Here is a 23,106-nt window from a genome sequence, read left to right as displayed (position 1 = left end):
GCGGGATGCCAACAAAAAGGTGCAGCTGATCTATGCCTTTAACGGCACCGGCAAAACTCGTCTTTCCCGTGCTATGAAAGACCTGATTGCGCCCAAGCCCGAAGAAGGGGAGGACGTCGAACCGTCTCGCGAAAAAGTGCTGTATTACAACGCTTTTACGGAAGACTTGTTCTTCTGGGATAATGACCTGTTGGGTGATGGTGAACCCAAGTTGATGATCCAGCCGAACACTTTCACTGACTGGATTCTGGGGGAGCAAGGCAAGGGCAATGAGGTCATTGCGAACTTCCAGCACTATACCAACAAAAACCTGACGCCCGTCTTCTTGGAAAAAGACGGGCAGAAGGCCGGTGAGAAGACCTATCCTTTGGTCTCATTCTCCATCACGACCGGAGATGACGAAGCCACGACAGGCATCAAGATTTCAAAAGGTGAGGAAAGCAACTTCATCTGGAGCATCTTCTACACGCTTATCGAAGAGGTGGTTTCGGTCCTAAGTGTTCCTGAGATTGGAGATCGAAGCACCAATCAGTTCGACAAGCTCGAGTATGTTTTCATTGACGACCCTGTCAGCTCGCTTGACGACAACCATCTTATAGAATTGGCACAGACCCTGGCGACGCTGATCAAGGATGCGCCGCAAGACGGCCCCAAATTCATCATCACGACCCACAATCCGCTATTTTTCAACGTCCTTTTCAATGCGCTGAAAAATGGCTTCAAGTATCAGTTGTCGCAGCATGAGGATGGCACGTTTTCTTTGGACCGTTGGAACAACGACAGCCCGTTCTCGTACCATCTGCATTTGATCGAGAAGCTTAAGACTGCTTCTGACGGTGATGGCTTTGAGAAATACCACTACAACCTTCTGCGAAACATTCTGGAGAAGACCTCGACCTTCATGGGGTACGAGGACTGGGCGGACCTGCTGCCTCGAACGGCAGAAGGGACTAGCGACGCCTACTTGAAGCGCATTGTAGATATTTCGAGCCATTCAAAGCACGCTGGAGACGAACAGCCGCAGCTTTCAAAGGACGACAAGCGGGTCCTAGGATACCTCCTCAGTGAGACAGCCAACAAAAAGTACGAGTTCGCTGAGCGATATCGGATGCTCGTCAAGGAAGAGGCGAAAAATGGTTGATCAGACGAAAACCATCGCGGAAACGAAGAATTTCATCGTCCTCGACAAGTACACCAAGGAGTGGGACGCCGCTGATCGCTACCAGAGCGAAGATGATCTGGAACGCGAATTGGTGCAGGATTTGGTCAATCAAGGCTATGAGTTCCTGCCTGCTCTAACGACTCCAGATTCCATGCTTGCCAATGTCCGGGTGCAGCTGGAACAGCTGAACAACGTCACGTTTTCAGATGATGAATGGAAGCGTTTTGTCGAGACCTACCTCGACAAGCCAAGCGACAACATCGTCGACAAAACCCGCAAAATCCACGACGACTACATCCACGATTTCGTCTTTGATGACGGGCGTATCCAGAACATTTACCTCTTCGACAAGAAGAACATGGCTCGCAATAAGCTGCAGGTTATCAAGCAGTTCGAGCAGGTCGGTACGCACGCCAATCGCTATGACGTGACGATCCTGGTCAACGGTTTGCCATTGGTTCAGATCGAGCTGAAAAAGCGCGGCGTGGCGATCCGGGAGGCCTTCAATCAGATTCACCGCTACAGCAAGGAAAGCTTCAATAGCGAGCATTCCCTGTTCAAGTTTCTGCAGCTCTTCGTGATTTCAAACGGCACCGACACCCGGTATTTCGCCAACACGACCAAGCGTAACAAGAACAGCTTCGACTTCACCATGAATTGGGCGAAGTCCGACAATGAGCTGATCAAAGATCTCAAGGATTTCACCGCAACTTTCCTTCAGAAGCGTACGCTGCTGAACGTTCTGTTGCAGTATTCCGTTTTCGATGTCAGCGACACTTTGCTGATCATGCGGCCTTACCAGATTGCAGCGACTGAACGCATCCTTTGGAAGATCAAAAGCTCATATGAAGCCAAAAACTGGAGGAAGCCTGAGGGCGGTGGTTTCATCTGGCACACCACAGGTTCCGGCAAAACGTTGACGAGTTTCAAGGCGGCACGGTTGGCAACCGAGCTGGATTTCATCGATAAAGTCTTCTTCGTTGTGGACCGCAAGGACCTCGATTACCAGACCATGAAGGAATACCAGAGGTTTTCCCCTGACAGTGTCAACGGTTCCGACAGCACGGCTGGATTGAAGCGCAACTTAGGCAAGGACGATAACAAAATCATCGTCACAACGATCCAAAAGCTGAACAACCTGATGAAGTCAGAGGGTGACCTGCCGGTATATGACCAGCAGGTGGTCTTCATTTTCGATGAATGTCATCGCAGCCAGTTTGGCGAGGCACAGAAGAATCTGAAGAAAAAGTTCAAACGATTTTACCAGTTTGGCTTTACCGGAACGCCGATCTTTCCTGAGAATGCGCTAGGGGCTGAAACGACCGCGGGGGTGTTTGGGCGCGAGCTGCATTCTTATGTGATCACCGATGCCATTCGCGACGAAAAGGTTCTGAAGTTCAAGGTCGACTACAATGATGTGCGTCCCCGGTTCAAAGCCATCGAGACTGAGCAAGACGAAAAGAAGCTCAGCGCGGCTGAAAACAAGCAAGCGCTACTTCATCTAGAACGTATTCGGGAAGTCTCTCAGTATATTCTGAACAACTTCCGCCAAAAAACCCACCGGATGCAAGCAGGCAGCAGTGGGTTCAATGCCATGTTTGCTGTCAGCAGTGTGGATGCCGCGAAGCTCTACTATGAAACCTTGAACGCTCTGCAGGCGGGCAGTGAAAAGCCGCTGAAGATCGCCACGATCTTCTCGTTTGCGGCCAACGAACAGCAAGATGCGATCGGTGACATTCAGGACGAGAGCTTCGATGTGTCAGCGATGAATAGCAGCGCTAAGGAGTTCCTGAGTGCCGCAGTCAAAGACTACAATTCTTTTTTTAAAACGAATTTTAGTGTCGATAGCAGTGGTTTTCAAAACTACTACCGCGATCTTGCCAGCCGGGTTCGCTCGAAGGAAATCGACTTACTGATTGTCGTCGGTATGTTCCTTACAGGCTTTGATGCGCCAACGCTTAACACCTTGTTTGTCGACAAAAATCTTCGCTTTCATGGCTTGATGCAAGCGTTCTCCAGAACCAATCGGATCTACGATGCGACCAAAACGTTCGGCAATATCGTGGCGTTCAGGGACCTTGAGCAAGCGACCGTTGATGCGATTACGCTGTTCGGTGACAAGAACACAAAGAACGTCGTGCTTGAGAAGAGCTACGACGAGTACATGAATGGTTTTGTTGATCAGGAAACCGGTGCGGCGCGACGCGGGTTCATTGATGTTGTGAAGGAGCTGACCGAGCGCTTTCCTAAGCCGGACGAGATTGTCAAAGAAGCAGACAAAAAAGAGTTCGCGAAGCTCTTTGGTGAGTATCTGAGAGTTGAGAATGTGCTCAGGAACTACGACGAGTTTTCTGCATTGAAAGCCTATCAGGGGCTGGATTTAACAGATCACGCTGCCGTTGAGGAGTTCAAGCAAAAGCATTACTTGAGCGACGAGGACCTTCGCGACCTGGAGGCGGTAGAACTGCCTTCAGACCGAGCAGTTCAAGACTATAGATCAACATATAACGACATTCGCGATTGGCTGCGCCGGGAACAGTCTTCGGCTGAGCAGGAACAAACCAAAATTGAGTGGGATGATGTCGTTTTCGAAGTGGACCTTCTGAAATCGCAGGAAATCAACCTCGACTACATCCTCGAGCTCATCTTTGAGAAAAACAAAAAAGTGAAGAGCAAAGGGGATCTGATTGATGATGCTCGCCGCGTCATTCGCGGTAGCCTTGGAAATCGAGCCAAAGAGAGCCTGATTGTGGACTTTATAAACCAGACTGATCTTGATCAGATTGATGATAAGGCAGGCGTGATCGATGCATTTTTTTCTTTCGCTCAGGAAGAGCAACGCAAAGAGGTAGAAGAGCTTATAAGGTCGGAAGATCTAAATTCTGATGCGGCAAAGCGCTATATTTCTTTTTCTATAAAACGCGAATTTGCAAGTGAAAACGGTGCTGACCTCAATGCCATACTCCCCAAAATGAGCCCACTAAATCCGCAGTTTCGGACCAAGAAGACAACCGTCTTCGAAAAAATTGTGGCCTTTGTCGACAAGTTTAAAGGTGTTGGCGGGCAGGTTTAGTGCGTCGTTCATCAATACGTATTTGGAATACTCAAGAACGCCTAGGGAACGTTCAGAGAAGCCGTCATTCTACTTGGGGAATGTCGGCTGAAGTTTTTGCGAAATGGCATCCAACCATTGCCTTGACTGCCTCCAATGCAAGTAGATAGAAAATGTTTGCCAAGAGAGCTCCGAACGGCTCGCTTAAGTGGCTGATATGGAACGTTAAATGTGCAGCATGCCCGAGCGTGAAGTCCGGATTGATTGGAATACTATTATACGACCCTTAGAGTTACTCGTTGCTCGGGTGCCTGAGGATTTCAGCGGTGAGCACGTCTTCCGTATGGTTAGCCAAGCCCAAGCAGTTCCCGTAGCCAACAGTATGGCTGCCTGGTTTAGTTCGGGCAAACCCGGCACACCGGATGGTCACTCCAATGCCGCAGTACGAGCTTCCATTTATAACCAATCAATTTATGCCCAACAAATCATCGCCTTCTGCTGCGTTACTCGATTGGCTTGCTTCGAGCATGCCAAAATCGCGCTTCAATCGATTGATGAAGGCTACGGCTTAGTTCCGCTGTCTCTTATCCGTGGTTTGATCGAAAGGGCGGCACTAGCTGAAAGCGTTCGCTCAAAACTCGCAGAGCCATGGCGCGAGGCAGCAAAGGACAAGGGTTTTCACGAAGTTCTTTACGAGACCAAGATCGGAGAAATGATCGGAAAAAGCCTTTTTGGCACTCGCGTGGATTGGCATAAGCTCGCCCAATCTGATTTTTCGAAATCCAAAAATCGAGAGCTGGCATATAAGCCCAAGGAAAACTATCTCGATGTTTCTGCTGGACAAATACTGAATCATATCGACAAGTTGAATAAACGAGCTCCCGGTTGTCGGGTCGCATATGACGTCTTATGTGAATTCCTTCATCCTAATGTTGGTGACCTCTTTGCTACCACGACAAAGGCTACTTCGACTTATGACGCTTGGGGAACACGCCATCTAAAGAGGGAGTTTTCTGTCGGTCGACATGATTTTTATGGTACTCCAGACTTGGTTGAATGCCTGCACAAGACGCTGGATGTTTCGCGAACCGTAGTTGAGCTTTTGCCGGACATATTCTCAGAACTCGATACGCATGCGAAAGATATTGGCACATTGAACCGCAAGTCGATGCATCGTGTCAGGAAAAAGCAGAAGCACCTTTTTCGCAGCAAGGATTTGTGTCCTTGCCTGTCAGGTCGCTCGGTGAAAACTTGTAGAGACTGAAGCATTGGTCCGCTTGCGGTTGTCTAGCACAGTTTTACGTTCTCCCTGGAATGCCTTGGGGACATTATGAGAAGATTTGCCAACATTATGTGTAAATTGTGTGTAAACATTTTCGGAATGTTCTGGAATTGTCCGGCCTTGTTCGGAAGCGCAGAAGACCCTCCACGCAAATTAAAATCAGCAAAATTAACACTTTGTGGCTGCTATCGATTGATTGGCTCTTTCTGAGCCGATAATTGAAAATCCTCGTGTCGGTGGTTCGATTCCGCCCCCGGGCACCACAACAAAAATTACCAATAAAAATCAATGACTTATGAGTGTGTAAGAGTCGAAAAAAGACGTAAGAATGACGTAAAGCACAACTGGAATTAATTATTAAAATCAGGGCGTTACAAGGCGTCCTGTAATCTTCGAAAGAAAAAAGACGTAACACGGGAATTTAGTATATTTAAATCAATGCCTTAAGGGCATTTGAGTTTTTGGCCCCTTACGCTGAACTAGTGATCTAGTTCAAACTAAAAAAAACCGGAAATTGCTTTCTGTTTTTGATGAAACGCAATTTCGCCAAGTAAATGCTGGCAGGCCAGATTGTCGTAGCGGAAAAACTGAAAGCGAACAGCTTCGATCCCCAGGTTAGGTGCGGTAACCGCCCAGGCAATCCCTGGGCGCTACCAGCTATACGAAAGTGGGATGCTTTAGGCACACCGTGTTCTAGAGGTTTAGTTCCTTAGAAAAAGCATTAGCAACACTTTCGGATCGAATGTAGTCCCGAACTTTTTCCCGAGTATCAAGCTTAGCCTCGGCCACTAACTTATCCAGGACAACCGCCGCATTGGTAAATTTGCTGACCAAGGATTCCTCATCAGCGGCGATATCGATGATACTCTGTGCCACTTGGTCTTGCCTTTTTCTCGCAGATGAGAAGACTTTGTCAGTTTTTGCGTTCTCTTTTCCAAGCATGAACAGAACGTAGTATTTATAAATTCCCCACGATCGATCTACGCGGCGGTTACGAATCGCAAAATCGAGTTTAAAGCTCGCAAAGGCCGCTGCGTGATATAGGCGGACGCTGTGATCTGGTTGGAACAACATGCTTGAGTATTCTTTTCTTATGCCACGGTAGTCACGTGCCGCTCGATGTGGCTGGAACATGAACATTGCCGCAACTGACTTGATCAGTTCGTTGGGCTTGAATACTCGCGTCCTCTCAACAGTCTCTGTTCTGTATTGGTTTTCTCGGCGCTCAATAAAAACTCGCTGATCATCCGGTTGTTCTCTGCAGAACTCCTCCAAGTCCTTCATGAACGGAGTCAAAGCCCAAAACTGATCTTCTTTGACTTCATTTTGGCGATTGGTACCGACGATCACAGTTGAAACGAATTCCGGGTCGTCACTCACTATCAGCCTAAAAGGTACGTGTACTCCGTCAGCATGGTTTCCAGCTTGGAACAAGATATTGCTGGTCTGGCAGCCATTTACAATTTGGTAGTCCTCAAGGTCAAAGCTGTCGCCTTGTCGACCCACGTTTTTTGCCACGACGGTGACACCATTATTCTTGAAGACGAACGAGTGCTTCTCTCCGTTCTGCAATTCTTCTAGGATGCCCTGGTTGATTTCTGACTTGTCATTGAAGTCTCGAACGTTGTCGAAGAAAACCGCCCTATTTATTCTTGGCTGCGAATCCTCGGAATGTTTCACAGTCGCTAACTTTACTAATTGATCCGCCGCGACGTATCCCAAAAAGGCCTGCTGAACGCTTGGGTGAGCTGGCAATGTAATAGGTTTGGTTATTTCTACTCGTTCAGAGTTTGAATTTGTAGCAGAGCGATAACCAGCTTGAAGATCTTTCGCGCCTACCAACTTGAACTCGACAGCATCAAAAATATTTAAGTCTCTAAATCGAGCCAAATTTGCGTCTACTAACTTTTGTATTTGGTCGCTGACCAATCCCGTCCCGGTTGTGACGTAAAAGAGATTCAAAGTTGGGTTTCTCTTCAAAGCGGCTTCATAGATGACGTCCTTTGCTGCAATGAGATCCGACAATTGGTCCGAAGGTTCGAGAAAGCTTCCATCAAAAAATGAAAACACCCCATCGAAAAACTTGGACATATCTCCGTAATCTGCTTTTTCGCTTGTCTTTGCTTGAAAAAAACCAAACTCGACCGAGTGGTTCTTGCCGGAAGATAGTGCTTCAACCGCCTCATCCGAGTTAGTGCAGAGTTCACCCTGAACTAAGATTGTGACACCATCTAGACCAAACTCGTCGCCTTGTAGGTGTGCTTTGAACGGATCAACGTTGTCGGTTAAAAGCCCATTGGAAACTGAATAGATCGAAAAGACTTCAAATAACTCTGATTCAGGAAGGTTCACGCTAGTGTTGGATTGTGAGAAAGCTTTTAGTTGAGCTTGAACAACTGGGTTCATAGTGTGTGTCTCTGCAATTATGTGTAGAAAAACACTGATAGCGATCGCCTTGAGATGCAAGTGGTGAGGCGAGCAGAGTCATGCGACAAAAATGTGGGAAAGGGAAACGTAGAATAGTGACTGTTATTGGCTTTACGTCACCCAAAAGGTTGAGGATCACTGTTTGGCTAAAAAGACGTAAGATCGACGTAAAGCTTGAAAACTCGCCCTGTAAGTGGTTGAAATTTAGAGAGCTAGAATCCGCCCCCGGGCACCATTCAAGCGATTGATTTTTCTCAATATTCAATTTTGAGCCTTTCATGGTTTGACAGTTTTCTTGAAGGGTTTGACAACTCTCGATCTGCGTTCGTTCTCCTTTTCTAGTGCTTCCATCGTGATCCGGTTGCGGTCCGCGAGGTTGGCGGACCGGGAATAGTGACGGGCCATAGATGGGGTCTTTTGCCCCAGCAGGTCCGCAATCTGGCGTTCCTCAAGCCCTGCCTCGCGCAGTGTCGTGGCCACGGTATGCCGCAGCCCCTTGAGTGTCAGGCCAGGTTGCACAACGCCCTCAGCTTCCAGCTTTTTCTTGAAGCGGTACCAGACCGTCGAAAAGCCGTTGTAAGTCCAAGGTTTTCTGTTTGATGAGGCAAGGATGGTCACGGCGTCGTGCTTGGGCGCAGCATCCAGAGCCGCCTGCAGCGTCGGACCGATTGGAACGGCAACTTCCTGGCCCGTCTTGCCCCTGACGCCCCAAATCGTGTCGCCGTCTATCAGGCGACGGGTCAGCGTGAGCGCATCGGACGGATCAAGGCCGGTATTCATAATCAGCGCCACCGCCACTCGAACGTGCGGGGCGGCTCGATCCAGCACAACTGCGCGTTCCTCCACCGTCCAAGGCCGGTTGGCATAGGGCCGATTTTTTGGGCGCGGCTTGGGAATGACACCTGCCGCATAATCCCGGTCGATCAGACCGCGCGGAATGGCGTAGCGAAAAACTTGACTCAGGAAGGTGCGGACCATGTTTGCTCGCCGCCAGCCAATCTTGTCCGCCGCTTTGTCATGGATGCCCGAAACGAGGGGCGTCGTGATTGCGGAAACAGGCGTGTCCCGGATTGGGTACAGAAAGTCAGCGCACTTGCGATAGTCGCGCTTGGTGGCGTCCGACAGATTGCCATAGTGTTCAGTCTGGAAATAGGCATTGACCAGCCCGCCAAGGGTTCCTGGCTTAGGAGCTTGCGCCTTCCTCGCCTCGGCAATGGCAGCAATGCGGGCGCATTCCGCAAAAAACTCAGCCGATCCTAATGGAGTCTTTTCCAGGTCGATCTTGTGACCCGTGGCGCGATGATAGCAGCGCGGTTTCCCGTGCCGATCATCGAATATCTTGAAACCTCTAACCCTGACACGTGTCATTACAACTTGCCAAGAATGACGTCCTGCGTTGCCATCTCGGCTCCTTCCTTCATTGCATCAATCCAATTGTCCAGATCGCGCTTGTCCCAAAGAACTGTGCCGGGCCGCATTTCAATTGGCTGGACGGGGCACGTTGTTTTGAAGAGCTTTGGAGGTAGCCCAGTATAAACCGCCGCCTCAGACTGTTTCAGCATGCGTTTTTCATTAACGTTGATAGTGAGACTAGCGTTAGCCACTGCTAGTGCCTCCCAAGACGCTCGTTGGTCCATGACGTTGACCAGGAGGTCCGTTTGGGGTCAATTTACCCCGAGGATCAATTGACGCTGTTATTTCCGGTTGGTTTTTTTTTGATTGCGTGAGGCATCACTCAGTCCCAAACTCTGATGCAATAGCCTCTATCTCTCCAAGCGAGATCTGGCGCATGACATGCATGCCTTCCATTTCAAACAATCCGGCAGGCCCTGAATTTGACCACACGGTCGGGTCGTCTTCGAATTCGTTTATTTTCATTTCGGAAAGATGAACCGCTGTAAAATATATTTCTAATCCGGCGTTTTTGAAAATCACATAAGCTGGTTTCTCATGGACGTTAAATTCTAATCCATTGAGTAATATGTCAGATTCAGAATTTGACCGATGCGACGACACGAAATCAAATAAGTAGACAAGGAAGTCTTCCGCAGTGTTTTCTCGCTTGAAATCGAGACGCTGAATGACCTTTGCAGATTCTATATGCTCGAACTCATCATTCCGGAATTGTCGGTAAATCTCAAAAGTATCGACTATACGGTTTGGCGGAGCGCCTGTCATTAGCGCAAGCGTAAGCCTCGCTGCATCACGCGTTGTCATATCCGGTGCGTTCACGCCACGAGCTCCTGTCGTCAGAAAGCCTGCTTCACGGAGCTTCCTTGCAACAAAGTGAACTGTCGCTTGATCGATACCAAGCGCATTCGATATGACTTTTATCAGATGACCAGACTTCATAGTCTAAATGTGCGTTGCGCACTTAGGCTATGTCAATACACCTTTTGCCCGTCGTCAGAGTATTTTGGAGAACACAGGCTGTATCGTAAGGGAGGCTCTAGTTCGGTTTTTGTTGAAGTTTAGGTGGCAGCGGCTTGGCTCTGCAACTGCCGTTATCGGATTGTCTGCGTCTTGATCTCCTCTCTTACCTTCAGGATTTTCGCACCGCGGCCATGATAGACGTCCACTGGTGTCAGAATCACGAGGCTCTCGTGGTAGCGATGGTTGTTGAGTGAGCGACGAAGGCGCCGATCTGTCATTCGGGGCCGCCGGGTTTGTAATAGTTTTCCAATAGCACTGGGTTTTCATGGTCTTGTATACGACTGCTTTGGGGTCGGTGCGGTCGTTCGCTGCGATCTGTCTGAGTGACCGCTATGCGGTACATAGCGTGAATTCACGTCGTGGACCCCAACTTCTGCAATCTGCGCATCGCGACCTCAATCTCCTGCACCAAAGGCGGGAAGCTGACGTTCTCCGCAGGCGCATATTTGAGGGTCTCTTTATCGCAGAGCAGTCATTTAACCTCCCAGCAGTTCACAAAGCGAACCGCCGCTCAACAAATTGCTACGGATCATACCCATCATTGGCAAAAGGGGGTGGGTCGACCTAAGTCGGCCAATTACTCATTGCGTGGTATGTAATTGATGAAAGAATGCACCGACCAGCAGGTTTGCACGATCCGGTGGCAGAGCACGGCCTTCGAGCATAAGTTTCGAAGCTTCTTGAGCCAATTGGTGTTCATAATGCGTGGAGGCGCAAGGGGGGGGTTTGACGAAAGTTCTGTTGGTGGAAGACAATGAAATGAACAGCGATATGCTGTCGCGCCGGTTGGAACGCAAAGGGTTTCATGTTGTCGTCGCGAAGGACGGGCTGGAAGGCGTGTCCATGGCTGGCGATGAAAGTCCCGACATCATTTTGATGGATATGAGCCTGCCCGAAATTGACGGGTGGGAAGCGACACGGCGTATCAAGGCAGCGCCCGGGACGGCGTCGATCCCGGTGGTGGCCCTGACCGCGCACGCGATGGCCAGTGATCGGGAAAAGGCGCTGGAAGCAGGTTGCGACGACTTCGATACAAAACCCGTTGACCTTAGCCGTTTGCTGGAAAAGATGGGGAAACTTCTGCGTGCGACCTGAGGAAGAACCGCTCAATCCGTGGCCGTTTTGCGTCGGGTGACATAGTAGGTTCTGACCTGCCCCTTGCCTTTCACCCTTGTTTCGACAGGTTCAGAGATGTCAAAGCGATGTTCGACCTGTCTGGCGGTGGCTTCGGAAACCTGCACCCGGCCCGACGCACCGGTTGATTCAAGACGGCTGGCGAAATTAACGGTGTCCCCCCAGACATCGTAAAGGAAACGGTGCGATCCGATGATACCAGCAACCACCGGCCCGGTATGCACACCGACCCTGATATGCATCGGGTGGTCCGTTTCAAGGTTCAGCGCCTCGACCTGATCGAGCATCCGAAGCGCCATCTCGACGATCACTTCGGCATGATCTGCGCGACCATCCGGCACCCCGGCGGCAACCATATACGCATCGCCAATCGTCTTTATCTTTTCAACGCCAAGTTCCGTCGCCGTTTTGTCGAACCCCGAGAAAATCCGGTTCAGATAGGAAACCACCTGTGCCGGGGCCAGCCTGGCCGACATCTCGGTGAAGCCGACGATATCGGAAAAGAGCACGGTGACGTCGTTGTGGCGGTCGGCGATTGTAGCCTCGCCGTCATTAAGGCGCGCCACGATTTGTTGCGGCAGAATACTGAGCAGAAGGTCTTTGTACTTTTGCTTTTCCGCTTCCATCATCTCAAGGTACTGGCGTTCGCGCTTTCGCCAGCGGTTTTTGTCCAGCGCGGCGCTGATCCGGGCTTGTAACAGGATCGGGTTGAAGGGTTTGGGCAGGTAATCCTCGGCACCAGCCTCGATGCAACGCGCAACGCTTTCGACCTCATCCAGGGCTGAAATCATAATGACGGGGATATCATGAAGGGCGTCATCCTGTTTCAACCGGGCCAGAACGTCGAAGCCGTTGATATCCGGCATCATCAGATCGAGCAGAACCAGATCGAAAGGCTGTCGGGACATTTTCTCCAGAGCGGAATAGCCGCCGTCGGCAGTCCAGACGCGATGCCCGTCCCGCTTTAACCGGCGGGCCAGCAAGTCCCGGTTGGCCGCTGCATCATCGACGACAAGGATGTCGCCGGTTGATCCAGATGCATCGGCGATTGAAGGCAGGGGCTGCATGCTCTGGACCAGATTGGCAAACATCGCGACCGTTTCGCGCGGTGTGTCAGAGATTTTGAGGCCATTACCGGCCAAACCCGCGAGCGTGTCGATACGTTGTAGCAAGGTGTCGGTGTGGTCCAAAAGCCCCAGCAGGTCCGGCTCCAGATGTTCTGCGTTTAGGTCCTCCAGATCCTCCAGCATCATCTCGCTGTAGCCTTTGATCGCATTCATCGGAGTGCGCAGGTCGTGACGCAGCCGCTTCACGCCCTCATCGCCGCTGACCGTCAGCTTCATCGCCATCTCAGGGTGCAGAAGCTGATCCACCAAGGCGCTCAGTTCCGTCGTCGCCTGGAAAATCCGGTCCAGATCCGAAGTTACTTCATCCAGATTCAGCCGCCCGGATTCGCTTTGAAGCATCTCGCAAAACCCGACAATGGCGCTAACTGGAGAGATGAGGTTTTGACGCAAATTGGCCAGCCACACGGCCTGTGCGTTTTGTGCTTCGTTTTCGGGGCTGTCACTCACAACTTATGTGTCCCCTGAAGAGGCAGGCCGGTGCTTGACCAGAATGTCGTTCAACTGGGCGAGGATGGTTTCAATTTCGTCACCGTCCTTGCTGATCAGCGTCTCGACCGAGCCACTAAGCCGCGCGCGGTCATCATTGGACAGGGTCTTCGCGGTGACAACAATGACGGGTATGTCCTTCCAGTCCGGGTTCTTCCTCATCCCCGCCAGAAATTCAAACCCGTCCATCTCGGGCATCATCAGATCCAGCAAAATGACGTCCGGAACGGATGCAGAAAGATGTTGAAGGGCGTCTAGCCCGTTGACGGTCTGCTCGATCTGCCAGCCTTCCTTGCCCAGAACCCGACAGATCATTTCGCGGGTTGCAGCCTCGTCTTCCACAACAAGGGCGCGGGGCGCCGGTCGGGGCGGACAATGCTCTTTCAGCGCGTTCAGCAGTGTGACCGTGTCGATGGGTTTTCCCAGATATTCGCTGGCACCCAGCGACAACCCGCGCGTGCGGTCTTGTGCGAATGTCAGCATGATCACCGGGATATCTGCCAGATCAGGGTCGTCTTTCAACTTGGACAACACCGCCCAGCCGTCGATCTCGGGCATGAACACGTCCAGCGTGATGGCGTCAGGCCTGAATTTGCGCGCCAGTTCCAATGCTTCGTCACCCTTGGTTGAGGCAAGAACACGGTATCCTTCCTTGCGCAGCCGCCGTCCCAAAAGATCATGCACCGTCGGGTCGTCATCGACCAGCAGAACCAATGGGGCGTCTGAATCGCTGTCCGGATCGTCCCCAGAATCCCCTTTTTCTCGCAGCAGGTCTGTAGACGGATCTCTACATATACTCGGAAGGTGAATGGTGAAGGTTGACCCTTCGCCAAGAGTGCTGGCGCAGTGAATGTTGCCGCCCAGCTGTTCGCAGAAGACCTTGGTGATCGACAGCCCCAGACCGGTGCCGCCAAAGTTGCGGGTGGTAGAGGAATCCGCCTGAGTGAACGCGTCGAACACCTTGTCGACTTGCTCGGGCGACATGCCAATGCCCTGATCGGCGACTGAAATTTCCAGCTGATCTTGTTGCTTGGTTCGTAGAACGGACAGTGTGATTGTCGCGTTTTCGGTGAACTTGCAGGCGTTGGATAACAGGTTGAGCAATGCCTGCCTCACCTTGGTTAGATCGCAGACCATATTCCCGATGTTCTCGGCGCACACAATCTCCAGAGTGTTGTTGTTCTTTTCGGCCAGCGGTCGCACGGTTGTTCCGACGTCGTTGATCATCTGAAATACGTCGAACGATTCCAGATTGAATTCCATCTTGCCGGCTTCGATCTTGGACAGGTCCAGAATGTCATTGATCAACGCAAGCAGGTGTTTCCCGGCAGATTGAATTTTCCGGAGATCGCTCAGGTTTGCCTCGTCATTCTGGTCGATGGAATCCTCGAGCATCAGTTCGCTGTATCCAATGATCGCGTTCAGCGGCGTGCGCAGCTCGTGACTCATATTGGCGAGGAACGTGCTTTTGGTTTTGTTGGCCGTTTCTGCGATATCCTTCGCTACGCGCAGTTCGCTTTCAACTTGCTTCTGGGTGGTAATATCGCGGCCGTAAATATTCGCATAGCCGCCTTCCGGTACCGGCCAGAGCAACAGGGCATAGATCAGACCACCGGCCTCATACTCGAAATCCTGCCGTTGATCTTCGTGCAAACCCTTGGCGACACGTTTGCGCCAACCTGTTCCCACACGGTCGCCAACTTTCAGCTGCAGTGCTTTGATCAAAGGCTTGCTTGCCCTGTTGGCATAGACAAGCTTGCCCTGATCGGTGATGCGCAAAACCGGGTTGGGGTTCTCTTCGGGAATACGCGCCAATTCGCGCATCCGCTTTTCCGCCTCCTTAAGCTGCGTAACGTCCCGCCCGTAGAGGTTTACGTGCCGGGCGTCCGGCACCGGCCAGAGCAGTAGTGCGTAGACCATGCCATCGGCGTGACATTCAAAGTCCTGCCGCTTTTCTTCCTTCAGTCCTTTCCTGACAAGGGCCAACCAGTCCTCGGTGACATCCGCCCCGACTTTCAGGCCCAACGCATCCAGCATGGGATTGCTGGCCTTGTTCGCAAAAAGCAGCTTTCCGTCACTGCTGATACACATCACCGGATTGGGGTTTTCCTCGGGGATCTGGGCAAGCTCGGCATTACGTGCTTCGACCTTCTTAAGCTCGGTGACATCGCTGTAGATCGCGACTGTTCCGTTATCACAGGTCTTGCGCTCGCTGATCTTGATCCACCCCCCGGACGTCCGGCTTTGCATCTGGGTGCCGTGGGGGTTGTCGTGGCGTTTCAGCCGTTGCGCCAACCATTCATCTTCACGTCCCACCGCATCTGCAATCACGTTGAGCGACAGTGCTTTGCGAACGACCTGTTCGAAGGTCATCCCCGGTTTGACCAAGTCTTCATGTCCCGGATATAGCATCTTGCGATATGTCTCGTTCGCCAGAACCAAACGATCATCGGAATCGTAGAGGGCAAAACCTTCCGGAATTGTGTTTATGGCATCGACGATTCGGTCCAGCGCCCGGTTCGTTTCAACTGATTTTGACACACGGTGATCGTCGGATTGGTTCATTTCGCGCTCTCCATCTGGCGAGACCAGCACATCGGTGAAACTCTGTTTTCAGGTTTCCCGACGTCTTTGCAGTTGAATAGAAATGCAGAAGCAAAACAAGGCTGTTTCGGCCCGTCTGTGTGTGCCTTTGGATTGATGTTGACAGAGCCGCCATTCTGCCGGGTCCCGTGAGGCCAATGTAAAACGCGGGACGGCGGGCTGGGTCGTTCCATCTTTTGCGCCCGGCAGCGCAGCCAAAACCATGAGATTGGCAGGATCGGCCCGCGTTCACCGGTTCAACCCGGCTGAGCGCAAACCCTGTTGATAGCGTTCGCGATCTTCCAATCGTGCGAAGGGATGTGTGCGCTCTGCCAACTGAAGAGAGGCCCCGGGGTCAAGACGCTTTAGATCGAGAACAGCTTGCCTCGCCTCATCCAGCTTGCCGCAAATGGCATTGTTCACGGCAAGATCAAGATAAGAGCTGCCGCGGTTTGGCTGGACCCGGATGGACGCCTCGGCCCACGCGATGGCTTCTTCATGCCGCCCTGCCACAAACCCGCAGAGTGAGCGAATGGAATACCACAAAGCCATCAAAGGATCGCGCGGGCTGAGCCTGATCGCGGCCATGATGTTAACGAGGGCTTCCTTGCCGTCGCCCAGGTAAACCTGAGATCTGGCAAGCAATGCATAGGCATGGGGGTCGTTGGGGTTTAGGGCGATAGCGTCCCGCAACTTCTTTATGGCGTCCTGATGATGGCCTGAAAACAAATCCGCCGCACCAAGTAAGGCCATCGCATACGCATCGCGGCCGTTCATCGAAACCGCCTGCTGCGCCAGACTTACCGCCTCGGTCTTGGAAGCGTCAGGATCATCACTCCAGCCGTTCACGCATTGCATCAGATGCGTAAATGACAAATCTGCCAGCCCGAACGAGCTTTGCGAGTCCAACTCGACCGCTTTCATGAGCAGGTTCTGGGCTTCGGCTACGTCTGCTTTTGTGAACTGCGAGATATGCCAATGGGCGCGCGCAGACAATTCCCAGGCATCCATCCGCGGGCCCACCTTGCGCCTTGCGCGTTGCATTTCTGCAGTCAGGTATTCAGGTGCGACTGCGCCTACAATTTTCTGCGTTATCTCGTCCTGCAGATCGAAGATGTCTTCAATCACGCCGTCAAATCGATCGGTCCAGACGTAATGGTTTGCAATGGCGTCGATCAGTTTTACCGAGACGCGAACTCTGTTGCCGCCCCTTCGAACGCTGCCCTCAAGAACGTATTGCACGCCCAGATCGCGAGCGATTTGCTCTGTCCCGACGGCGCGGCCTTGGTAGGAAAAGCTCGTATTTCGAGAGATCACGAAGAACCAGTGAAACCGGGACAGCGCGGAAATCACATCTTCGGCGATACCTTCGGCAAAAAAGGTTTGATCCGCGTCGTCGGATAAATTGTCAAAGGCCAGAACCGCAATCGAAGGTCGTTCCGGCACCGCAAAAAGGTACCTCTGGATGGCTGATGCAGATATTCCCCAACCGTAGACGACCAAAGGCTCTGCAATGTTTTTGAGTTTCTGGGAACCCAGACAAGTGAAGTGATCCGAAAGCCTGGCATCAATGCTGCGCCGCGCAGTTTCGGAGATCACCAGCGATCCGGGTTCGGCAAGATCTTGAAGACGTGCGGCAACGTTGACGCCGTCGCCATAAACATCTTCATCAGCAAAACTGACATCTCCGCTGTGCAATCCCATCCTCAACTTGAACTGAGGACTATCGGTCAGATCGTTTTGGATAGCGATCGCGCACTTGATCCCACTGACCACGCTGGGGAATTCAACCAACCAGCCGTCCCCCATGCTTTTTACCACTCTGCCTTCATACTTACGAACGGCTGGAGTAAGAATGTCGTTTCGAAAAAGGCGCAAGGTGGTCAATGTGGCAGCTTCATCCTCCCCCATAAGTTTGGAATAGTTTGCCACATCCGCAGCCAGAATTGCGGCCAGCCGTCGTTCAGAGGTCTTTGACATAGATGAAGCATAGCTGACGGCAAGCGTAGAAGAAACTTCAGTAGTTTTGGATAAAACGTTAATGCCTCCGCTCCAATTTCGGCTGCGAACGCCAAGGGTTCGATGACAGCGGCTGAAGATCGGGACCACTTCGCCCAACCGACCAAGTTTGTTGTTTAAGTATGTTTTCATCTATGGTGAGCGTATGCGATCTTTGGACCGGGGGGGCTGCCAAATGACAACGCACACAGGTTACCTGCTGATTGCCGACATTACCGGCTACACTCAGTTTCTGACATCTTCGGAAATGGATCATGCCAATCCCATTCTGCAATCCCTTCTTAGCGTTCTGCTTGAGCAGGTCGGAGACCCGCTGCACTTCTGGAAAACCGATGGCGATGCCGTTCTGGCCTATTCGACACGAAAGGATTTCCCGTCAGGAGAGACATTTCTGACCATTTGCGAAAATCTCTACAACGCGTTCACCCTCAGACGGCAGGATATAATCGCCAACACGACATGTCCGTGTCGGGCATGCGCCAATGTCGGCGGTCTGGATCTCAAGATCATCGCCCATCACGGTCAGTTCGATGAAATGCAACTGGGGCCAGCCAAAGACATCTCCGGCGCCGATGTCATTCTTGTTCACAGATTGACCAAGACGGATGTTGCCGAGCGCACGGGCATTCGCAGCTATGCCCTGTTTAGCGCAGCGGCCGCAAAAGCCATGGATATTAGCGATATAATGGAGCCGTTTTCCCAGGAAATAGAACATTTTGGTGAAGTCGGAATGAAGGTCTACGATCTGGCTAAATCATGGGAAAAGATGCGCGCTGATCGCCCGCGCGATTTTCTCGAAGAAGAAGATGGCGTGTGGACCCTGCGCTACCATTTCGATGCGCCAATGGGCCTGGTGTGGGAGGCCCTCGTCGCTCCTGAACACAAGCTGAAATGGATGAACAGCGTCAGCGACATCAAGATGGAGAACCCTTTGGGACGTCTTGGCCCGGGGTCAGGCTATCATTGCGCGCATGCAATGGCCCAGTTCTTTTATCGGGTCACGGATTGGGAGCCCTTTGAGTATTTCTCCACCCGCATTCTGGACCCTGCGCGCCCCGATATCAGCTTTCCCGAGACTTATCATCTGACAGAAACAGATACAGGCACCGATCTGCGCTACACAATGGGTATGGCAACGGATGCCGATGGCACGCGTTCGGAGATTTCCGAACAGGAATGTTCCGCGTTTTTGGCGGAATTCTGGGCGGTGTCTTTTGCAGACATGAATGACCAACTCAGCCAATCCAAATAGCACCGTGCGGCCTGAAGTCGGGCGACAGGTCTGTCTGGCCCACGAAGTGGATTACGGCACGAAACAGCGGATTTGACCGTTGGACCACTCCGCAAACTTTAGGCGTCGAAGTTCCAGATGTCGCGCTGAACCTTCCAGCCGTCTTCGCCTTTGCGGAAGTAGAGAACGTACTTCCCAGTAAGTTTTTGCCCTCCCATTGAGCCCGTCAGGGTTCCGGTGGTAATGGCACAATCTCCGCCGATATGGGCGTCGGTCAGATTGGCTACAACATCGCTCAGGCCACCGTCAATGGCTGCCTGCCAATAATCCCGAATGGCTGCGTGACCCGTCATGATCGGCGCTCCCGGCGGCATGGCCGCGCCGTCTTCAGCATAGGGTGCCGTCGCCTGACTTGCGTCCTTTGCATTGATCCCCTGGATGATAGCCGCGTCGAGTGCTTTTACAGTACCAATATCCGACATTGTTTACTCCCGAGTTTTGGCTGGTGCCCTCAGGTTATCACAGGAGCTCGGGTTGATGTTCATCTTTGGGGTTCAACCTTGGGCGCCGCATCGCCGCAAGTCCGGACCGAGGCCTTAGTGGCTATCTGTTGTCCTCAGTTGGGAGAGCATTGGGCAGGATATGTTTCCGACATCGCAGTTAGCAGTAAGTTCATTCAACGCCGCTTCCAGAACTGTCAACTCCTTGATCTTACGGCGTACATTGGAGACATGACGCTCTGCCATCTCCTTCACGGTTAGGCAGTCTGCACTGCTGCCTTCTGACAGGTCAAGCAGCGTCTTCGCGTCTGCAAGTGGGAACCCTAAATCCCGGCACTTTCTCAAAAAACGCAACCTTCCAACATCGCGTTGTGAGTAGAGACGGCGATTGTTGGAGGCACGCTCGGGTTTTGGCACAACTCTTTCGCGTTCATAATAGCGGATGGTTTCAATACCGACTCCACTTTGCCGGGAAGCCTCTCCAATCGCAATCATATGAAATTGTCCTGCTTGATCCTGTAGTAGCTACAGGATTTATACACCGTTTGGGTCATCACTGCAAAGCCGTGCCGTGAAGACCAGTGGAGAAGAAGGATGCAGAAATACCTTGGCCTCAGTTATTTAGGATCGGTTTCAGCGCTTGGCGTGGCGACCTGCTGTGTTCTACCCATGGCCATGATGTTGCTCGGGTTGGGCGGCAGTTGGCTGGCAATATTCGGGAAAATTGCGACAGTAAGTTTTTATGTGCTGACAATATCGACTGCGCTGGTCGCGTTGTCTTGGTCGGTATCGCACCGACGCGGATCAATTGGGCGGTTGAAATGGTGGCTTGCCGGAAGCACAGCAATGACCGGACTGGCATGGGTCATTGTGTTCAATGAGGCTCGGATCAACGATTATCTGATTATGCAGATGTGAGACAATGACGGAACAAAACGTGGTGCTTGAAAGCACATTGACGTGTCCCAAATGCGGACATGCCGAGACAGAGGAAATGCCGACAAACGCCTGCCAGTGGTTCTATAAGTGCAAGGCGTGCGAGACAGTATTGAAGCCACTCGAGGGCGACTGCTGCGTATACTGCTCCTATGCCACCGTTCCGTGCCCGCCAATTCAAATGGGAGATAGTTGTTGCGGTTGAGTTAAATGGCAGGTTTGTTGCGCGATGAGTGAGTTCATCCGCTTCAAAATATCGCACCGGCGGCGAATGTCCGAATAGAGGGCTGCACTTGCAAAAATCTATTGGCACGTTCAGTGACAAATATGGGCCACCATTGATTACCCATTCTTCAGCGATAACCCAGATGCTGCGCCGTCTCGGACGGCAGATGCGAGCCCGAAGAAGATGATAAAATACCAATAACTAATGCCGATCTGGCGCCATTTCCGGGCATTCAGTTTCTGTTCCTGAACTACGTTGCCCGGAACAAATTCGTTGTCTACCATATCTATTGACACACGAAATTGGGGTCTTTGTGACAATGTCTATTCAGTCAGGCTATCTGCTCATCGCCGATATCACCGGTTACACTGGATACTTGACCCGGTCAGAGTTGGAACACGCCAACCCGATCATCCATTCTTTGCTGGAGGCAATTGTGATGGAATTGAAGGACCCAATGAAGTTGCGGGGCCTCGAGGGTGACGCCGTTCTCGCTTATTCGAGTGGGCCATTCCCTTCTGGCGAAACCTTCCTCAATATATGTGAAAGCCTTTATCGGGCGTTCGCCGAACGCCGTCGGAACATTGTGCAAAACACGACTTGCCCCTGCAACGCGTGTCGCAACGTAGCCGATCTCGATCTAAAGATCCTTTCGCATCACGGAAAATTCGAAGAACTGTCGATCGGACCGATGAAGGATATTTCCGGTGCTGACGTCATACTCGTGCATCGTATGGCGAAGACCGATGTGAAGGAGGATACTGGTATCCTCAGCTACGCCCTGTTCTCGGAAGACGCGTTCCGGGCAATGGGCATCGAGTCTGACCTCATGCAATACAGCGCTCAGTTCGAGCACTTTGGCGACGTGCCGATGCGGGTCTACGACCTTGCTGCGGCCTGGCAACGATACCGGGAAGTCGCCGGACCCGTCCGCGTTACCGACGAGGATGCCGTGTTCACAACCCGGCACACACTAAACGCGCCACCGGTAGTGGTTTGGGAAATGCTCACAGATCCGCGGCTCAAGATGCGCTGGATGATGTTGAAAGATGCCTATCGGGAAGGGGATGCATCGCGCACTTCGGCCGGCGTTCGTTTGCACTGCATTCATGAAGCCGCTCACTTTCAGATGCTGATCGTCGACTGGCATCCATTCGATTATGTGACTGATATTCTGCACAATTCGTCTATTGAGGGTCTTACTAATTTGGAGACCTATGAGTTAGTCCCTGTAGATGAAGGCACCGAGATCGTGTTTCGAATGGGGCGGCTTACTGATGCCGAGGGAATACATCATCCCGAGGAGGAAACAGCGGTGATCGAATTATTCGAGAATTTTTATCCAGTGGCTTTCGGTATTCTCGACGAGATGGCATTGGAGGCTCGTCAAAAGAGTCAGGAACAGTAAAGATGGGTATTTAAGGGCGACTCCGCCGCTAAATGAGCTGAGGGCATCATACGATGCATCGAAGAAGGTGGGACCTTTACGTTCGGGGTTGTTCGCCTCAAGCCAGAATGGGCTTGGAGCCTTTTAGATGGCCGCAATGGCTTTCACGCGAACCTCGCGGCAATGCGCGCTTCGGTCGCAGCATTGCGACCTGCCGGCAATGGGCCGTGCTAACCATAACCAATGGCGGCAATACGTGGTTCGCGCCCGTACGTGCGTCGCGCAGCATCAGTCAAAATGAGCTCGAGACAGTCATTTGCTGCACCAGGCCTGAATGACGGCTCTGCGGGACAAACCGGACTTGTGCGATTGCGGCAATTGCTGACGCAGCATTGATTTGCTGTAGCAGCACATTCATCGCTGCGTTGCAGCTGTTGTCGCCAGACCGGTCATTCAAAGCTATGATGATGCGATACTATCAAACTGTAGTTTCGCTGCACATAGGATCAGCAACTTAGACGCCGAACAAAGCCAACGTTTGCGTTGTCGCAGGCAGTGCAGCAGGACAGGCCATGCGGGCCTTCAGCCAGTAAGCAAATTCTCGTTGTGGCTCATGCAGGTCGGCGGGGAAGAGGGAGTAAGTCGCGGTCGTGGAATTTTTCATTAAGTCGAGATATTGCAGAGATTGGAACTTCGGTTCTTGCTTCGTGTTTGAATTGATCGGGAACGAGGCACCAATAGTACTTCTATTTGTTGTTATGCTTTTTTGACGAGTGTAATCTTGTTTTTCTGACACAGAAATTAACGTTACTGCCGAACGCGATAGCCGGAAGCAATGATCTGGTTTATCAGAACAGCGGCGGCCTGGTGCATATCCTTTTCTTCCTTGTTGCCAACCGCTGCTTCGTGGGCAGCGGCTGCGTCACGCAGAACTCCCACAATCTCATGTTCGGGGAGGAGCTCACGATCTTTAATTGCAAGCAAAAGCGCTTCACAGATTGAGAGTGCGGCTATTCCTGAGTAGTCTTGCCGGTCGGCCATGGTAGACGTCCTTTTTTGACAGGCGTCCAAGCAAGGAAGCGCCACGATGAATTGCACCATTCTGGCATGGATTGCAGTAT

18 protein-coding genes are annotated in these 23,106 nt (G+C 51.8%); 8 read left to right on the top strand and 10 right to left on the bottom strand.

Translation table 11 applies throughout. The features are described from left to right. Positions 1 to 19 precede the first annotated feature (19 nt). The 3 genes from ACR0DT_RS13080 to ACR0DT_RS13070 all read left to right on the top strand — a co-directional run bounded on the left by ACR0DT_RS13080 (position 20) and on the right by ACR0DT_RS13070 (position 5,478). Positions 20 to 1,141: an AAA family ATPase gene (locus ACR0DT_RS13080; RefSeq protein ID WP_480711167.1), complete on the top strand. Its 1,122-nt coding sequence runs from the start codon at positions 20 to 22 to the stop codon at positions 1,139 to 1,141. After that, the gene (locus ACR0DT_RS13075; RefSeq protein WP_480711166.1) at positions 1,134 to 4,235 is read left to right on the top strand and encodes an HsdR family type I site-specific deoxyribonuclease; all 3,102 of its coding nucleotides are present in this window, start codon (positions 1,134 to 1,136) and stop codon (positions 4,233 to 4,235) included. Before ACR0DT_RS13080 ends, ACR0DT_RS13075 begins: the two co-directional genes overlap by 8 nt. Before the next feature lie 217 nt (positions 4,236 to 4,452). Then, positions 4,453 to 5,478: a hypothetical protein gene (locus ACR0DT_RS13070; RefSeq protein ID WP_480711165.1), complete on the top strand. Its 1,026-nt coding sequence runs from the start codon at positions 4,453 to 4,455 to the stop codon at positions 5,476 to 5,478. Positions 5,479 to 6,189: 711 nt separating this feature from the next. Here the strand turns inward: ACR0DT_RS13070 and ACR0DT_RS13065 are convergent. The 4 genes from ACR0DT_RS13065 to ACR0DT_RS13050 form a co-directional block, all read right to left on the bottom strand. Then, on the bottom strand, positions 6,190 to 7,902 hold the full coding sequence (locus ACR0DT_RS13065) for an AIPR family protein (protein ID WP_480711164.1): 1,713 nt from the start codon (positions 7,900 to 7,902) through the stop codon (positions 6,190 to 6,192). A 297-nt stretch (positions 7,903 to 8,199) separates the two neighbouring features. Continuing rightward, on the bottom strand, positions 8,200 to 9,291 hold the full coding sequence (locus tag ACR0DT_RS13060) for a site-specific integrase (RefSeq protein WP_480711163.1): 1,092 nt from the start codon (positions 9,289 to 9,291) through the stop codon (positions 8,200 to 8,202). Then, positions 9,291 to 9,485 carry a hypothetical protein gene (locus ACR0DT_RS13055; RefSeq protein WP_237216012.1) on the bottom strand — a complete coding sequence of 65 codons (195 nt, stop codon included), beginning with the start codon at positions 9,483 to 9,485 and terminating at the stop codon, positions 9,291 to 9,293. Before ACR0DT_RS13055 ends, ACR0DT_RS13060 begins: the two co-directional genes overlap by 1 nt. Before the next feature lie 169 nt (positions 9,486 to 9,654). Further along, positions 9,655 to 10,275 (bottom strand): hypothetical protein, encoded by a 621-nt coding sequence (locus ACR0DT_RS13050; protein ID WP_480711162.1) that lies wholly within the window; start codon positions 10,273 to 10,275, stop codon positions 9,655 to 9,657. Between the two features lie 807 nt (positions 10,276 to 11,082). Here ACR0DT_RS13050 and ACR0DT_RS13045 point away from each other — a divergent pair. After that, a complete protein-coding gene (locus ACR0DT_RS13045; RefSeq protein ID WP_480711161.1) occupies positions 11,083 to 11,451 on the top strand; it encodes a response regulator in 369 nt (122 codons plus the stop codon). An 11-nt stretch (positions 11,452 to 11,462) separates the two neighbouring features. On the opposite strand, the gene ACR0DT_RS13040 is transcribed toward ACR0DT_RS13045, so the two are convergent. The 3 genes from ACR0DT_RS13040 to ACR0DT_RS13030 all read right to left on the bottom strand — a co-directional run bounded on the left by ACR0DT_RS13040 (position 11,463) and on the right by ACR0DT_RS13030 (position 17,666). Next, on the bottom strand, positions 11,463 to 13,064 hold the full coding sequence (locus ACR0DT_RS13040; protein ID WP_480711160.1) for an adenylate/guanylate cyclase domain-containing protein: 1,602 nt from the start codon (positions 13,062 to 13,064) through the stop codon (positions 11,463 to 11,465). Between the two features lie 3 nt (positions 13,065 to 13,067). Continuing rightward, on the bottom strand, positions 13,068 to 15,668 hold the full coding sequence (locus ACR0DT_RS13035) for a response regulator (protein WP_480711159.1): 2,601 nt from the start codon (positions 15,666 to 15,668) through the stop codon (positions 13,068 to 13,070). A 267-nt stretch (positions 15,669 to 15,935) separates the two neighbouring features. Beyond that, positions 15,936 to 17,666, bottom strand: a complete 1,731-nt coding sequence (locus ACR0DT_RS13030; RefSeq protein ID WP_480711158.1) for a tetratricopeptide repeat protein — start codon at positions 17,664 to 17,666, stop codon at positions 15,936 to 15,938. A 214-nt stretch (positions 17,667 to 17,880) separates the two neighbouring features. Here ACR0DT_RS13030 and ACR0DT_RS13025 point away from each other — a divergent pair, with 214 nt between their 5' ends. Continuing rightward, positions 17,881 to 18,957 carry a DUF2652 domain-containing protein gene (locus ACR0DT_RS13025; protein ID WP_480711157.1) on the top strand — a complete coding sequence of 359 codons (1,077 nt, stop codon included), beginning with the start codon at positions 17,881 to 17,883 and terminating at the stop codon, positions 18,955 to 18,957. Between the two features lie 98 nt (positions 18,958 to 19,055). Here the strand turns inward: ACR0DT_RS13025 and ACR0DT_RS13020 are convergent, their stop codons facing one another. Further along, positions 19,056 to 19,418 (bottom strand): YybH family protein, encoded by a 363-nt coding sequence (locus ACR0DT_RS13020; RefSeq protein ID WP_480711156.1) that lies wholly within the window; start codon positions 19,416 to 19,418, stop codon positions 19,056 to 19,058. A 114-nt stretch (positions 19,419 to 19,532) separates the two neighbouring features. Continuing rightward, positions 19,533 to 19,931 (bottom strand): MerR family transcriptional regulator, encoded by a 399-nt coding sequence (locus ACR0DT_RS13015; RefSeq protein WP_480711155.1) that lies wholly within the window; start codon positions 19,929 to 19,931, stop codon positions 19,533 to 19,535. Positions 19,932 to 20,030: 99 nt separating this feature from the next. Here ACR0DT_RS13015 and ACR0DT_RS13010 point away from each other — a divergent pair, with 99 nt between their 5' ends. The 3 genes from ACR0DT_RS13010 to ACR0DT_RS13000 all read left to right on the top strand — a co-directional run bounded on the left by ACR0DT_RS13010 (position 20,031) and on the right by ACR0DT_RS13000 (position 22,006). Continuing rightward, complete coding sequence (locus ACR0DT_RS13010) at positions 20,031 to 20,354, top strand: hypothetical protein (RefSeq protein ID WP_170765477.1); 324 nt, start codon at positions 20,031 to 20,033, stop codon at positions 20,352 to 20,354. 4 nt (positions 20,355 to 20,358) lie between these two features. Beyond that, positions 20,359 to 20,577 carry a GDCCVxC domain-containing (seleno)protein gene (locus ACR0DT_RS13005; protein ID WP_237212724.1) on the top strand — a complete coding sequence of 73 codons (219 nt, stop codon included), beginning with the start codon at positions 20,359 to 20,361 and terminating at the stop codon, positions 20,575 to 20,577. A 340-nt stretch (positions 20,578 to 20,917) separates the two neighbouring features. Further along, positions 20,918 to 22,006 carry a DUF2652 domain-containing protein gene (locus ACR0DT_RS13000; RefSeq protein ID WP_480711154.1) on the top strand — a complete coding sequence of 363 codons (1,089 nt, stop codon included), beginning with the start codon at positions 20,918 to 20,920 and terminating at the stop codon, positions 22,004 to 22,006. A gap of 786 nt (positions 22,007 to 22,792) precedes the next feature. Here the strand turns inward: ACR0DT_RS13000 and ACR0DT_RS12995 are convergent. Then, a complete protein-coding gene (locus ACR0DT_RS12995) occupies positions 22,793 to 23,026 on the bottom strand; it encodes a hypothetical protein (protein ID WP_170619842.1) in 234 nt (77 codons plus the stop codon). Between the last annotated feature and the right edge of the window lie 80 nt (positions 23,027 to 23,106).

This window comes from Ruegeria sp. BI11, from assembly GCF_056538005.1.
This window is presented reverse-complemented; position numbering and strand designations above follow the sequence as displayed.

Bases quoted from the DNA above. Each gene is read 5' to 3' on its own strand.
- ACR0DT_RS13075 (WP_480711166.1), top strand. From the start codon at position 1,134: ATGGTTGATCAGACGAAAACCATCGCGGAAACGAAGAATTTCATCGTC.
- ACR0DT_RS13070 (WP_480711165.1), top strand. From the start codon at position 4,453: ATGCCCGAGCGTGAAGTCCGGATTGATTGGAATACTATTATACGACCC.
- ACR0DT_RS13065 (WP_480711164.1), bottom strand. From the start codon at position 7,902: ATGAACCCAGTTGTTCAAGCTCAACTAAAAGCTTTCTCACAATCCAAC.
- ACR0DT_RS13060 (WP_480711163.1), bottom strand. From the start codon at position 9,291: ATGACACGTGTCAGGGTTAGAGGTTTCAAGATATTCGATGATCGGCAC.
- ACR0DT_RS13055 (WP_237216012.1), bottom strand. From the start codon at position 9,485: ATGCTGAAACAGTCTGAGGCGGCGGTTTATACTGGGCTACCTCCAAAG.
- ACR0DT_RS13050 (WP_480711162.1), bottom strand. From the start codon at position 10,275: ATGAAGTCTGGTCATCTGATAAAAGTCATATCGAATGCGCTTGGTATC.
- ACR0DT_RS13035 (WP_480711159.1), bottom strand. From the start codon at position 15,668: ATGAACCAATCCGACGATCACCGTGTGTCAAAATCAGTTGAAACGAAC.
- ACR0DT_RS13030 (WP_480711158.1), bottom strand. From the start codon at position 17,666: ATGTCAAAGACCTCTGAACGACGGCTGGCCGCAATTCTGGCTGCGGAT.
- ACR0DT_RS13025 (WP_480711157.1), top strand. From the start codon at position 17,881: ATGACAACGCACACAGGTTACCTGCTGATTGCCGACATTACCGGCTAC.
- ACR0DT_RS13020 (WP_480711156.1), bottom strand. From the start codon at position 19,418: ATGTCGGATATTGGTACTGTAAAAGCACTCGACGCGGCTATCATCCAG.
- ACR0DT_RS13015 (WP_480711155.1), bottom strand. From the start codon at position 19,931: ATGATTGCGATTGGAGAGGCTTCCCGGCAAAGTGGAGTCGGTATTGAA.
- ACR0DT_RS13010 (WP_170765477.1), top strand. From the start codon at position 20,031: ATGCAGAAATACCTTGGCCTCAGTTATTTAGGATCGGTTTCAGCGCTT.
- ACR0DT_RS13005 (WP_237212724.1), top strand. From the start codon at position 20,359: ATGACGGAACAAAACGTGGTGCTTGAAAGCACATTGACGTGTCCCAAA.
- ACR0DT_RS13000 (WP_480711154.1), top strand. From the start codon at position 20,918: ATGTCTATTCAGTCAGGCTATCTGCTCATCGCCGATATCACCGGTTAC.
- ACR0DT_RS12995 (WP_170619842.1), bottom strand. From the start codon at position 23,026: ATGGCCGACCGGCAAGACTACTCAGGAATAGCCGCACTCTCAATCTGT.